This is a genomic window from Luteibacter sp. 1214 (genome assembly GCF_031455395.1).
Lineage (GTDB): Bacteria > Pseudomonadota > Gammaproteobacteria > Xanthomonadales > Rhodanobacteraceae > Luteibacter > Luteibacter mycovicinus.
Map to the genome: position 1 here is coordinate 701,256 of NZ_JAVDSQ010000001.1, position 13,241 is coordinate 714,496.

Below are 13,241 nucleotides of genomic sequence, written 5' to 3' on the forward strand. Positions count from 1 at the left end.
GTACCGCGCGGGCTTGACCCAGCCTACTGCTGACCGCGTCGCCACTCTGCCGGTGACATACCCAGTTCACGACGAAACGCCCGGGTCAACGCGCTGTGCTCGGAGTATCCGGCCGCCTGTGCGATGTCAGCGATGGTGTGCGAGGTGTACGCAAGCGCATGTTTTACGCGTTGCAGGCGACATGCCGTCAACCAGGCCTGCGGGGAGCGCCCGAAATAGCCGACGAACAAGGCATGCAGGCGACTCACGCTGACGCCCACCTCCAGCGCCATCCGCTCGACGGTCCACATCGCATCCGGACAGGCGTCGATCCGCGCACACAAGGTGTGCAGTCGCGTGGTTCGCGACTCCGGTGCGAAGTGCAGCAGCAACAGGGACAACAGACCTTCAGCATCGCCCCGCGCAACCAGGGGCGGCAACCGTCGTTTCGCATCCGCCGGTAACGCCAGCCAGCGCCGTTGTCTCAGCGTCTCATGCGTAACGTCGTCGAGCCGCGGCGGCGGACAGTCGAGGATCAGCACCGTGTCATCGGCCACGCCCGACTCGTCATGCAGCTCGCCTGCGGCCACGAAGGCGCCCTGCAGCTGACCGAGGCGATTTCCCCGACCGCCCAGCTCGAACTCGAGGTCGCCATGCAGCGGGATCACCCACTGCGCGTAGTCGTGCCGGTCAAGGCCGGTGGGCCGGCTGTAACTGCGCAGATGGATGGCCGGGCTCGACATGCCGCCAGTCTGCCGCCCACCGACCGTAGCCGGCAAGCCTTCATCCCGTCGGCGCGCGAGGGCTTGGCGACCCGCTGTTCCCCTGCTAACATTTGTGGCTCGTGTGGGGCCTTAGCTCAGCTGGGAGAGCGCGTCGTTCGCAATGACGAGGTCGGGGGTTCGATCCCCCCAGGCTCCACCAATCCGATACCGACAAAACAGCGCGTGGTGCTTCCGCACCTCGCGCTGTTTTGCTTTACGAGGCCTCGTGGTCCAGCCGGCGCTCGTCGTAGTCCGACTGCGCCTGCGCCATCGCCTGCCCGTGTCGGCTGGCCCAGATGCACAGCGCATCGAACGGATCCTTTAGCGTACGCCCCAGCGGGGTGATCGAGTACTCCACCGCGACGGGCGACAGCGGCAGCACGCGCCGCGCAACCAGACCGTTCCGCTCCAGCCGTCGCAGCGCCTCGGTCAGAGCCTTATGCGTGATCCCTTCCAGCCGGCGCAGCAGCTGATTGAATCGCACCGGGTTTTCACAGACCACGCTGAGGATCATCACCGACCACTTGTTGGCGATCTGGTCGAGGATCGGTTTGGTTTCGCGCACGTCGATCAGCGCGACTTCGTCGTCGGGGAGCGGAAGCCTGGGCGGCATGGAGATAACCTCGCGTATACCTACGCACTTCAAAGTGCATAATTGACCGTAGATATACGCCGTATACCATGATGCTTCAAGTCCTTCCGGAGCATCGTCATGTCGCAACTCAGTGGAAAAATCGCCGTCGTTACCGGCGGTGGCAGCGGGATCGGGCTCGCCATCGCCCAGCGCTTCGTCAACGAAGGTGCCTATGTCTTCATCGTCGGCCGCCGCCAGGCGACACTCGATGACGCCATCGCCAGCCTCGGCGCCAACGCCGCAGCCGTGCAGGCCGACGTTACCGACGCCGACCAGCTAGACCGCGTCTTCGCCACGGTCGTCGCCCGCAAGGGTCGCGTCGACACCCTCGTGGTCAACTCGGGCATCAGCGAATACAGCCTGGTCGACGACATCACCGAAGCGCACTTCGACGGCATCTTCGACCTCAACGTCCGTGCCGCGGCATTCACCGTGCAGAAAGCGGTGCCGCACATGCCCCCGGGCGGCACAATCGTGCTGATCGGGTCCATCGCGGATGCGATCGGCGTGTATGGCTACGGCACCTACGCCGCAAGCAAGGCGGCGCTGCGCTCGTATGCCCGCACCTGGACTGCCGAGCTGGTCAGCCGCGGCATCCGCGTCAACACGCTCAGCCCGGGCCCGGTCGACACCGAAATGATGGCTGCCGCTTCCGATGAGGTGCGCGAGACGCTGACCGCCCGCATACCCCTCGGCCGTATGGGCAGACCCGATGAGGTCGCCGCGGCGGCGTTGTTCCTGGCCTCGTCCGAGAGCAGCTTCATCGCGGGCGCGGAATTGTGCATCGACGGCGGCATGACACAGGTCTGACCGGTTTTGCTTTATGGTCATGGGATGACTTCCGACCTTAAAACCACGCCTTCCGTCCTTTTCATCTGCACCGGCAATATCTGCCGGTCTCCCACCGCCCATGCCCTGCTTCTGCACAAGGCGGCCGAACTGGGCTGGGACGTCCGCGTCGACAGCGCGGCCGTCAGCGGTGAAGAGATCGGCAATCCGCCCGACTCGCGCGCGCTGACCGAGTTGCGTCGACGTGGCGTCGCCATGCCGACACATCGCGCGCGCCGCGTCACCGCCAGGGACTTCGAGGACTACGACCTCGTGCTGGGCATGACCGGGTCACACATCGACGCCCTCCGCCGTGTCGCACCCGACGCGGCGGACAAGGTCGGGCTGCTGATGGACTATGCGGACGGTCCGAAAGGCCTCGACGTGCCCGATCCGTGGTACGGCTCGGCGAAGGATTTCGTGCACGCGTTCGACATGATCGAGCGCGGCGTCGATGGCGTGATTCGTAAGCTCCGAGAGCCCGCCGCACGGTGACCGTTTCGGAACTCGACCATCTCGGGCAGCTCCTGGGCGAGCGCCCTGCCCGCCTGCATACGCTCTCCGGCGGCGACATCGCGCGCAGCGTTCGTGTCGAGCGGCAGGATGGCAGCCACGTCATGGCCAAGTTCCGTCGACCGGGACAAGTCGCGCTGACGCTCGAGGCGAGCATGCTCGATGACTTGCGTGCCGCCGGGCTCCCCGTGCCCGAGACGCTGGCGGTCGATGACGATGCACTCGTACTGGCGTGGGTCGACGATGGCGGCCGAGGCTTCGACGACGAGGTGCAGCGCGCCGCCGGTCGCGCTATCGCGACCATGCATGCGCAGCCCGTGGGCGATGAGTTCGGATATGGGCACGACACGGTGATGGGCAGCATCCCGCAACCGAATACGTTCGATCGCGACTGGATCGCGTTCTTTCGCGACCGGCGCCTGCTTTATATGGCGGGACTGGCGGACGACGCCGGTGAACTTCCTGCGGCGTACCGCCATCGCATCGATGCCGTGGCCCGGCGTCTCGGCGAGTGGATCGATCCGGCGGTGCAACCGTCACTCGTGCATGGCGATCTGTGGGGAGGCAACATGCTCGCCACCGCCCAGGGCGGGGCATGCTTTATCGATCCGGCCATCTATCGCGGTGATGGTGAGGTCGACCTTGCGCTGGCGACGCTGTTCGGCAGTGTCGGGCCGGCCTTCTTCGAGGGGTATAGCGAGATCCGGCCGCTCGAACGCGGATTCATGACGACGAGGCGGCACCTCTACCAGCTGTATCCGCTGTTGATGCACGTGCGCTTGTTCGGCGGCTCGTACCACGCCCCGCTCGACAGCACACTCGGAAAACTGGGCGTCTGACGATTCGCCCGGCCGTCAGCGACTCGACGCACCCAGGCGTTCGCGCAAATACGTCACCACCCGCATCGCCCTCATCGACAACGCCCACTCCACTCGACGCACCAGCCAAAGCGTATCAACGACAGGATCGGCTCCACTCACCACCTGGATAGCCTCCTGCCGCGCAAACGCACGACGCGCATGCTCCGGAATCACCGTGAAGCCAAGTCCGCGCGCTACCGGCTCCAGAATCAGCCCGATCTGGTTACTGAACCCTGCGACGGGAACACCCTTAAGACCACCGGCACCGGGAAACTGACGCGCCAGGAGCCGCGTCGCCATCGCCTGACCGTCGGGATGGTCAATAAAGCCAATCTGGACGAGATCCTTCCAATCCTTCACAGCGCGGTCGGCAGGAGCGACCAGTTCCAGCGCCTCAGTCGTAAACGGCTCGGCGGCCAGCGATTCGTCATCGGGCCGCAGGCTCATCAGACCGATTTCATAGCGGCTTTCCATCACCGCCGCGCGAACTTCGCTGTCCGGGGCAAAGCGATGGCGAATGACAAGCCCCGGATTCGCCTGCTGCAGATCCAGCAATAGCGGATACAGCGACAAGCCAATGCTTCCAGGCGTAATCAGACTGACCTCGCCCTCCAGCGCGTCGACATCCGACAGGCGCAGCTTCAGCGCCTTGTCGGCGCGGTCCACGTCACGGCAGTAGTCCAGTAGCGCGAGGCCGGCTGGCATCAGTTCGATGCTTCGGGGCCGGCGAATCACCAGGGGGCCCAGCCGGTCCTCGAGCTGACGGATGTGCTGGCTGATGGCGGCCTGGGTGACACCCAGTCGCTCAGCGACACGGGTAAAGTTACCGAGGTCGGCAAGCTGCCGGAAGCTCTCCAGCCATTGCGGTTGAATCATAAGATTCTCTTATCCGTGAGAGATTATTCGCGCGAACGAACTTATGGTCATTATCGACCCTCACGCCAAGGGCTGCTAGTCGTTCTCGCCCGCGAAACGAGCCAGCCTGGAATAACGATAGTCCCCGCCTCCGCAAGGCGATCGAGGCGCCCACCCACCTGCACGGTCGCCCCGTACTGCCCACGCAATTCGGCAACCACCGGCGAAGCCGTGCGCATCCAAAACAGTCGTCGGGCCGTACTTCACGTCGCCGGTGACGGTCATCACGGTGTCGCGTCCGCTGACGTGTCCTCGAACATCGTGGACCTGAACGCGCGACGCCGAAGCCCGGCTGATCCGGTACTTGATGCATCACTTGGCATGCAGCTTGCCTTTACCATGGCAGGCTGCGCCGGCGCGAACGGGATTCGGTGCCTCAAACGCTTACCGCCACTTGCCGGGAATGGACATTCGCAGTGGCTGATACAGGTCATGTTGGCAGGATGGGAATCAATTCGATGACACCGCCGCGCACCGCGCGCGTGCCCAGGGCACGCTTGTGTCTCGCACTGGCGCTGGCTCTGCACGGGCCTCTGGCGCTGGCCGCGGCGCCTTCCGAACGCGACGCACTGATGGCGAAGGCACGCGACGAGCGTAGCGCGGGGCACCGCGTCGACGCGCTGGCGCACTGCCAGGAGGTACTGGCCCGTTGGCCGGACGATCGCGAGGCACAGACGCTCAACGTCGCTTTATTGACGGAAATGGGCGCGACGACGCGCGCCAGGGAACTGGCGGCTCGCTTGCAGCCGCCCCAGAGCGTGGGCGATCGCGTTCATCTGGACGCCGATCACATCGCCCACGAGATACGCTGGGCTAACGGCGAGCCCGCCGATCCGCGCGCACCCTACGCCGAGGCCGACCGCGCCGTGGCCGATGCCCGTCGCCTCGCGGACGATCCTCAGCTGGACGAGGGCCTGCGCCAGCGCGCGGAGCTGGATCTGCTGGTGGCGCTGGACCAGGCCGGTCGCGCGGACGAGGTGGTCACGCGTTACGACGCGCTTCGCCAGCGTAACGTCGCCCTGCCCGCTTACGTCGAGCGCGCCGTCGCCGATGCGCTGCTGGTCAGGCGCCGGCCCGCGGAAGCCGCAACCCTTTACGAAGACAGCATTGCCAAGGACCCGGGTCCCTATGGCGCCGCCGATTTCGAACCACGCATCGGCCTGATGTACGCCTACCTGGAATCCGGGCAGACGGACAAGGCCATCCAGACCATCGATGCGCTCGCCGCGAAAGAGCCGACATGGACGCGTGTGCCCGGTATCCGTGCGCCGATCCAGAACCAGCGCAAGGTCGATGCCGATCTCAACGCGGCCACGCTCCGCGAATACGTCGACATGCCGGCCGACGCGTACGACCGCCTTCTTCCGCTGTCGCGCGAGGCGCCCGCCAACTCGCAGATCCGTCGCGAGCTCGGCATGGTCGAGCTGGCGCGCGGCTGGCCACGCCGCGCGCAGGAAGACTTCAACATCGCCGGCACGCTCGACCGCCGCGATGTCGGCGCTTACATCGGTGAAGCCGATGCCGCGCGCGTGCTCAACGATTATGAAAGCGTGGACGAAGACCTGGGCGTCGCGCAGACCCTGGCCGACCGCAATGGGCGCGTCGCCCGCGCCGTGCAGTCGTGGAACCGCGAGCGCGGCTGGCAGTTCGATCTGAGCACCGAACAGGGCAAGGGCTCCAGCCCCGACTTCGGCGACCGCGACGCCACGACCCAGGCGTCGGCCGCCAGCCCGCTGATCGACGATCACTGGCGTGTGCTGGCACTGGCCCGCTATTCGACCGCCGACCTGCCCGAGGGCGACGTGCGTCGCTCACGCGTCGGCGTGGGCGTGATCGGCTATGCCCGTGGCCTCGAGGCATATGTGCGAGCCCTTCCCGCCGCCGACCGTTATGTCGGCAAGACCGCCCTCGAGGCCGGCTTTGACTGGTCGATCACCGATCACTGGACCTGGGCGACCGATTACAGCACCGCGGGCGAAGACGCGCCGCTCCGTGGACAGTACTACGGCATTTCAGCGAAGACGCTGGATACCGCCGTCACCTGGAGGGCGAGCGAGCTGACCCGGGCGCGCGTGGGCCTGTCGCGCGACAACTTCAGCGACGACAACAAGCGCACGTCATGGACCGCCTCGCTGACCCAGCGACTGCACACCGCTCCCAATCTGGCGCTGGACGGCGGCATCGAACTGGGTGGCTCGATGAACACCCTGACCGATCGCCCTTACTTCAACCCGCGCCGCGACAAGAGCTACGCGATCACAGGCCGCCTGCAGAACCTGCTGGGCCAGTTCTACGAGCGCTCGGTCACACAGCGGATCGACGTCGCCGTGGGACAGTACGCCGAACAGGGCTACGCGACCGACTGGATGGCCACCATCCGCTACGGTCAGACGTTCCAGCCACGCGCCGGTATCCGGCTGGGCTGGGGAATCGGCTGGCACAACCAACCTTACGATGGTCAACGCGAACACCGCTTCGTCCTCGACCTGACGATGCACTGGGGAGAATGAGAGTCATGCGTCCGCTGTTGTTTCTGCTGATCCTGCTCGGAGCGGCACTGTCCGCCGCCGCGCAGCCGGTCGCCGCCCCGCACCCCACCCTCATCGTGCTGGCCTACCACGACGTGCGCGATGACGTCGGCCTCCAGGCCGATCACGATCCGGATGCGACCAGCACCGATCATCTCATCGCTCATTTCGACTGGCTGCGCGCCAACGGCTACAACATGGTCAGCCTGTCGCAGGTCGTGGACGCCAGCAACGGCGGCAAGCCCTTGCCGAAGGACGCCGTACTCCTGACCTTCGACGATGGCCTCGAGAGTTTCTACACCCGCGTGTATCCGCTCCTGCGTGCCTATCACTATCCCGCGCTGCAGGCGCTGGTCGGCTCGTGGATGGACATGCCCGACGGCAAGCACATGCCGTACAACGGCGGTGACTGCACGCGTTCGTGTTTCCTCACGTGGGATCAGGTCGCCGAGATGCAGAAGTCCGGCCTCGTCGAGTTCGGCTCGCATACGTGGGAGATGCATCAGGGGCAGAACGGCAACCCGCAGGGCAACCAGATGCCCATGGCCGCCTCGATCGCTTACGACAACGCCACGAAGCACTACGAGACCGAAGCCGAATACGCCGCGCGCGTCCGTAAGGATCTCTCACACAGCGCGGATGAGATCGCCGCGCACACCGGCGTGCGCCCGCGCGCGGTGGTGTGGCCTTACGGTGCCTACACCCGCGTGGGGCGCGAAGTCGCCGCCGACCTCGGGATGAGCGTGTCGCTGAGCCTGGGCGACAGCGTCCCCACGCTGATCCCGGGCAAGACGATCCCGCGACTGCTGGTCAGCGGCAACGTCACCGCCAACCGCCTCGGCTGGCTGATGCGCCATCAGGCCCGTGTCGACGCCACGCGCGCCGTACAGGTCGACCTCGACTACATCTACGACCCCGATCCGGCGCAGCAGGACCGCAACCTGTCGAAGCTGCTCGACCGGATCAAGCGGATGCACCCCAGCCAGGTCTGGTTGCAGGCATACGCGGACCCGGACGGTGACGGCGTGGCCGATGCCGTCTATTTCCCCAACCGTCACCTGCCGGTGCGGGCGGACCTGTTCTCGCGCGTCTCATGGCAGCTGCGTACCCGCGCCGGCGTGCGTGTCTACGCGTGGATGCCCGTGCTGGCTTTCCGGTTCCCGGACGGCAAGGATCTGCCTTCCCTCGCGGGCGAGCCCAAGCCCGGCGGCGATCATTTCCGCCTCGCGCCGTATGACCCACGCGTACGCAGGATGATCGGCGATGTGTACGAAGACCTCGCGATGCATGCCGACGAGGCGGGCATCCTGTTCTCCGACGACGCGTACATCCGCGATACCGACAACCTCGGCCCGTGGGCGAAGAACACGCCTGCCCAGAACACGCAGGCGCTCATCGATTTCACGAAGGAACTGACCGAGCGCATGCGCCGCTGGCGTCCGCAGGTACTGACAGCGCGCAATCTCTACGCGCGCCCGGTGCTGCAGCCGCAGGCGGAGGCCTGGATGGCGCAGAGCCTGCCCGCATTCGTCGCCGCCTATGACATGACCGCGATCATGGCGATGCCGCAGCTGGATCAGCAATCGGACCGCCTGGGCTGGTATCGCAAGCTGACCGCACAAGTCGCCGCCGTGCCGGGAGCCATGGAGCGGACACTGTTCGAATTCGCCACGATGAATTGGCGCACGAAGAAGCCGATCCCCGATCCCGACCTTGCCGCGCGCATGCGCGAGGTCCAGGCGCAGGGCGCGCGTCACATCGGTTATTACCCCGACGATTTCCTGCACAACCATCCCGACCTGGAGACGATCCGTCCGTTCATCTCCGCCTCCGACTATCCTTATCCGGCGCCGGCACGATGAACGGCGGCGTTCTGCATGCCCTGCTCGAATTCGCGTTCTTTTATCCGCTGGTGATGTCGCTCATCTGGATGAGCGGCGGCGTCATCTATTTCCTGCGCTGGGAACGCAACGAGCCGATCCGGGTCAGGCCGCCGGACCTGGCCGAATACCCGATGGTCACCCTCATCGTGCCATGCCACAACGAGGGCGAGCAGGTGCGCGAAACGATCGCGCACCTGGCGTCGCAGCAGTACCCCAACTTCGAGATCATCGCGGTCAACGACGGCTCGACCGACGACACCGGAGCACAGCTCGACCAACTGCTGGACCAGTACCCGAAGCTGCGCGTCATCCACATGGCCAGCAACCAGGGCAAGGCGATGGGTCTGCGCGCCGCCGCACTCGCTTCCAACGCCGACTTCTTCGTCTGCGTGGACGGCGACGCGCTGCTCGATGATTACGCCACGCACTGGCTGGTCTCGCACATGCTGGACAGTCCTCGGGTCGCCGCGGTCACCGGCAATCCGCGCATCCGCAATCGTTCCACGCTGCTGGGCAAGCTGCAGGTGGGCGAGTTCTCCTCGATCATCGGACTGATCAAGCGGGCGCAACGGGTGTACGGCCGTATCTTCACGGTGTCCGGCGTGATCGCCGCGTTTCGCAAGAGCGCGCTGCACGACGTCGGTTACTGGAATACCGACATGGTGACCGAAGACATCGACATCAGCTGGCGCCTCCAGATGCGCCACTGGGAAATCCGCTACGAACCCAATGCGCTGTGCTGGATTCTCATGCCGGAAACCGTGCGCGGTCTGTGGAAACAGCGCCTGCGCTGGGCACAGGGTGGCTCCGAAGTCCTGCTTCGCTACACCGGCAAGCTGATGCGCTGGCGGCAACGTCGCATGTGGCCGGTGGCGCTCGAGTATGTGATGAGCCTGGTCTGGTCGTACACCATGGCCGTCATCGTCACGCTGTGGGCGCTCGGCAAGTTCGTCGAGCTGCCCCGCGAGTACTACGTCGACACTCTGCTGCCGCACTGGCACGGCGTCGTGCTCGGGATCATCTGCCTGCTGCAGTTCCTGATCAGTCTGCTGGTCGACCGCCGCTACGAAACCCGCATCGGCCGCAACTATTACTGGATGATCTGGTACCCGCTGGTGTACTGGCTGCTCAACACGGCGACCTCGATCGTCGCGATGCCGAAGGCGCTGATGAAGCCCAAGGGCAAGCGTGCGGTATGGGTCAGCCCGGACCGGGGACTGCGATGAAAGCCGAAGCGATCGTTATCCAGCGACCGGAGCGTCAGTCGCGCGTGCAGAAGGCCGTGTTCGGCACGGTCACCGTCGTCGCCTGGGTGGCCTGGGCGTTTCTGTGGATGCCGCTGATCACCTTCGCCGCCTGGGTCTTCGGGGCCCGCTCCGCGTGGGTGCAGTTCTATGTCGAGAACCGCATCGGCGATGGCGGCGACATCGACGTGATCTTCCTCGTCGCTCTGCTCTGCGCGCTCGTTTTCACGTCGTGGTCGGGCTATAACCACGCGCGCTTCGCCGGCAGGCAGAAACGCCGTGGCAACAAGCCGTTTACCGTGGAAGAAACCGCGAGGGAGATCGGCGCCAGCACCGACGACGCCCTGCGCATTCAGGCCCATCGCCGGGCCGTGGTGAGCGTCTCCGACGAGGGCTACATGACCGTGCAGGACGTGCGCTAGCGGGCCCTCAGGACGAACACGCCGAAGGCGGGATCGGGCGATATCCACTGCCGCTCGACGGTCCACCCGCCCGCCTCGGCCAGCCGTGCGAACGACGCCGGTGTGAACTTGTGCGAGTTCTCGGTGTGGATCGACTCACCCGCGGCGAAGGCGAAGGTCTGCCCCGCCACCTGCGCCTGTTGCGCCTCACGGCTTACCAGATGCATCTCGATCCGCTCCAGCGCCACATTCCAGACGGCACGGTGCTCGAACGACAGAGGATCGATATCGCCACCAAGTTCACGATTGATCCGCACCAGAACGTTGCGGTTGAACGCCGCCGTGACGCCTTCGGCATCGTCATAAGCGGCCAGCAGCACATCGGCGTCTTTCACCTGATCGGCGCCGACGATCAGGTGCGCGTCGGCACCCAGCCGTTCTCGTATGGAACGCAGCAGTGCGATCGCTTCAGTCGGGGTGAAGTTACCGATGGTCGAACCCGGAAAGAACGCCACGAGTGGGCGACCGGCCACGGCCACCGGCACGTCGATTCCCGATGTGAAATCGCCGGCGACCGGATGGACCGGCAGCGCGGGATAGTTCGCTGCGAGGCTCTGCACCGCCCCCTGCAGGGCGTCCGCGCTGATATCCACGGGAACATACGCCGAAATCCACGGCGCGGCATCGAGCAGCACCCGCGTTTTCTCGCTGGCCCCGCTCCCCAGTTCCAGCAGGACCGCGCCTTGCGGAATCGTGCTTGCGAGATCGTCGGCGATGGCGTGCAGCAGCGCGGTTTCGGCGCGTGTCGGGTAATACTCGGGCGTGCGGCAGATCGCCTCGAACAGCGCCGATCCCGCACCGTCGTAGAAATACTTCGGCGAGAAGTGCTTGCGATCCGCCGAAAGCCCGGCGAGCGTATCGCGAAGGAAGGTCAGGCGTTCGCTGTCGGGCGAGCCGTGGACATCGCGGGCGAGACGAACGCCGCTGAACATCCAGCGCTGACCGGGCCGGTAAAAGTTGCGGTATGACGGACGCGAATGTCCTTGCGGCGTAACGCTCGCACCACCGCGCAAGACCATCTGCCCGACCATGAACTTGCCGTTGTATTCGCCCACGGCATCGTCGGCCGCCCGGAAGCCGGGATACGGAAGATAGGCGCTGGCGGTCCACTGCCAGGCGACGTCATCGATCTGCTCGAGCCTGCCTTGCGTGCGAACGGCATGTTCCCACTCGGCCTCTGTCGGCAATCGCGCACCCGCCCAGCGCGCGAAGGCGTCCGCTTCGTAGTAACTGACGTGCGTTACGGGTGCATCGGGATCCAACGGCCGCCAGCCACCCGGCGTCATGTGCGACCACACGTCGCCCTCGCGCCGCCAGTACAACGGTGCCGTCCAGTCTTCTTCCTGCCGCTGCGCCCAGCCATCCGACAACCACAGATCCGGGCGACGGTAGCCACCAAGGGCGATGAAGGCGAGCCACTGGCCATTGGTGACGAGGCGGTCGGAGATTTCGAACGGCTCCAGCCACACGGTATGACTGGGCCCCTCGTTGTCGAAGGCGAACGGTTCATCCACGGCACCGATGCGCACCGGGCCGCCGGTGACCCGATGAAAGCGTCCGCCAGGTCCGGCCGCGGGCGCAGGCCACGCCGGATCGAAAGCCGGTCGCAGCGGCGACTGGGCGAACAGGTGCTGCGCGTCCATCACCAGGAGTTCCTGGTGCTGCTCCTCATGGGCGAAACCGAGCCGGACCAGCGCCTCGACGTCGGCACCCGGGTCTGTGCGCAGGAACGACCGCATATGCATGTCGACATGATGCCGGTACGCCAGCACGTGCTCGCTCGTCGGCCGTGTCAGCAGGCCGCGCATCGGTCGGGGATGCCGCGGACCGACCGCTTCGTAATAGGAATTGAACAGATAGCCGAAGTCCGCGTCGAACACGTCGTAGCCCGGAACGTTGGGGCCGAGGACGAAGGTTTCGAAGAACCACGTGGTGTGCGCGAGATGCCACTTGGCCGGGCTGGCGTCCGGCATGGACTGAACCACCATATCTTCCGGACCGAGCGCGGATACCAGGGACTCCGTGTGAGCGCGCACGCGTTCGTAAGTCGCGCCGAGACTCTCCCCCGGCGTACATCGCGCGCACGCCGGGGTGACGTCTTCGAGAAAAGCTTGCATGGGTCGTCTTCCTTGCGGGCGGTTCAGTCGGGCGTGTGCTCGATGGTGACGCGGTCCGCGTAGAACGCGAGGTGGCCGTCGATCGACGCGACCGCGTCATGGGGTTGCTCGTAGGTCCATATGGCGTTGACCGCCCGCTCGCTGTCGCCGGGCAGGCTGTAATACGACGCCTCGCCCTTGTACGGGCACCAGGAGTGATGGGCCGTACGGCTCAGAGCCTGCATATCGGCATCCTTGCGTGGCAGATAAAAGACCGGCGCGTAGCTGGCCTCCTGAAGGACCAGCGCGTCGCGGGTGTCGACGATGACGCGGTCGCCATCGCGGACGACGACGCGACCGCCGGCCGGGGTCACGGTGATGGGATGATCGGGGCCGGGGATCCTGACGGGACGTGAGGACATTTCACTCTCCTTCGCGGCGGAATCGCCGCAGACCAGTCATCCTGCGACCGGACAGCGACGAATCCAAGGCGACAAACCGGAAAAGGTGAAATTACCCGCAGGCACAGATGACTG

Annotated in this window: 12 protein-coding genes and 1 tRNA gene; 8 read left to right on the plus strand and 5 right to left on the minus strand. The window is 65.6% G+C overall.

Going from position 1 to position 13,241, the window contains the following annotated elements:
* Window positions 1-23 precede the first annotated feature (23 nt).
* Window positions 24-722 (minus strand): AraC family transcriptional regulator, encoded by a 699-nt coding sequence (locus J2X57_RS02800; RefSeq protein ID WP_309864373.1) that lies wholly within the window; start codon window positions 720-722, stop codon window positions 24-26.
* A 105-nt stretch (window positions 723-827) separates the two neighbouring features.
* Between J2X57_RS02800 and J2X57_RS02805 the strand changes: the two genes are divergently transcribed.
* Window positions 828-903 (plus strand) — tRNA-Ala (locus J2X57_RS02805).
* Window positions 904-957: 54 nt separating this feature from the next.
* Here J2X57_RS02805 and J2X57_RS02810 read toward each other — a convergent pair.
* On the minus strand, window positions 958-1,356 hold the full coding sequence (locus tag J2X57_RS02810) for a helix-turn-helix domain-containing protein (RefSeq protein ID WP_051943723.1): 399 nt from the start codon (window positions 1,354-1,356) through the stop codon (window positions 958-960).
* A gap of 99 nt (window positions 1,357-1,455) precedes the next feature.
* Between J2X57_RS02810 and J2X57_RS02815 the strand changes: the two genes are divergently transcribed.
* Genes J2X57_RS02815 through J2X57_RS02825 form a run of 3 tightly spaced genes read left to right on the plus strand, consistent with a single transcriptional unit; the run spans window position 1,456 to window position 3,557 of the window.
* Complete coding sequence (locus tag J2X57_RS02815; protein ID WP_309863522.1) at window positions 1,456-2,187, plus strand: glucose 1-dehydrogenase; 732 nt, start codon at window positions 1,456-1,458, stop codon at window positions 2,185-2,187.
* A 24-nt stretch (window positions 2,188-2,211) separates the two neighbouring features.
* Window positions 2,212-2,700: a low molecular weight protein-tyrosine-phosphatase gene (locus J2X57_RS02820; protein WP_309863525.1), complete on the plus strand. Its 489-nt coding sequence runs from the start codon at window positions 2,212-2,214 to the stop codon at window positions 2,698-2,700.
* Entirely contained in the window at window positions 2,697-3,557 is an 861-nt protein-coding gene (locus tag J2X57_RS02825; protein ID WP_309863529.1) for a fructosamine kinase family protein, read from the plus strand. Before J2X57_RS02820 ends, J2X57_RS02825 begins: the two co-directional genes overlap by 4 nt.
* A 15-nt stretch (window positions 3,558-3,572) precedes the next feature.
* Here J2X57_RS02825 and J2X57_RS02830 read toward each other — a convergent pair whose 3' ends face one another.
* Window positions 3,573-4,454, minus strand: a complete 882-nt coding sequence (locus tag J2X57_RS02830) for a LysR family transcriptional regulator (protein WP_309863531.1) — start codon at window positions 4,452-4,454, stop codon at window positions 3,573-3,575.
* A gap of 497 nt (window positions 4,455-4,951) precedes the next feature.
* On the opposite strand from J2X57_RS02830, the gene pgaA reads away from it, so the two are divergent.
* From pgaA to pgaD, 4 genes are read left to right on the plus strand one after another with little or no spacing between them, the layout of a single operon-like run.
* Window positions 4,952-7,003 (plus strand): poly-beta-1,6 N-acetyl-D-glucosamine export porin PgaA, encoded by a 2,052-nt coding sequence (gene pgaA / locus J2X57_RS02835; RefSeq protein ID WP_309863534.1) that lies wholly within the window; start codon window positions 4,952-4,954, stop codon window positions 7,001-7,003.
* A gap of 5 nt (window positions 7,004-7,008) precedes the next feature.
* Complete coding sequence (gene pgaB / locus J2X57_RS02840) at window positions 7,009-8,883, plus strand: poly-beta-1,6-N-acetyl-D-glucosamine N-deacetylase PgaB (protein WP_309863537.1); 1,875 nt, start codon at window positions 7,009-7,011, stop codon at window positions 8,881-8,883.
* Window positions 8,880-10,130 carry a poly-beta-1,6-N-acetyl-D-glucosamine synthase gene (pgaC, locus tag J2X57_RS02845; protein WP_036113696.1) on the plus strand — a complete coding sequence of 417 codons (1,251 nt, stop codon included), beginning with the start codon at window positions 8,880-8,882 and terminating at the stop codon, window positions 10,128-10,130. The genes pgaB and pgaC overlap by 4 nt, the downstream gene beginning before the upstream one ends.
* The gene (gene pgaD, locus J2X57_RS02850) at window positions 10,127-10,570 is read left to right on the plus strand and encodes a poly-beta-1,6-N-acetyl-D-glucosamine biosynthesis protein PgaD (RefSeq protein ID WP_036113697.1); all 444 of its coding nucleotides are present in this window, start codon (window positions 10,127-10,129) and stop codon (window positions 10,568-10,570) included. Before pgaC ends, pgaD begins: the two co-directional genes overlap by 4 nt.
* Here pgaD and egtB read toward each other — a convergent pair.
* Together egtB and J2X57_RS02860 are read right to left on the minus strand one after the other, a co-directional pair.
* Complete coding sequence (gene egtB / locus J2X57_RS02855) at window positions 10,567-12,726, minus strand: ergothioneine biosynthesis protein EgtB (protein WP_309863542.1); 2,160 nt, start codon at window positions 12,724-12,726, stop codon at window positions 10,567-10,569. The two genes, pgaD and egtB, sit on opposite strands and share 4 nt — an antisense overlap.
* 23 nt (window positions 12,727-12,749) lie before the next feature.
* Complete coding sequence (locus tag J2X57_RS02860) at window positions 12,750-13,127, minus strand: DUF427 domain-containing protein (RefSeq protein ID WP_036113700.1); 378 nt, start codon at window positions 13,125-13,127, stop codon at window positions 12,750-12,752.
* Between the last annotated feature and the right edge of the window lie 114 nt (window positions 13,128-13,241).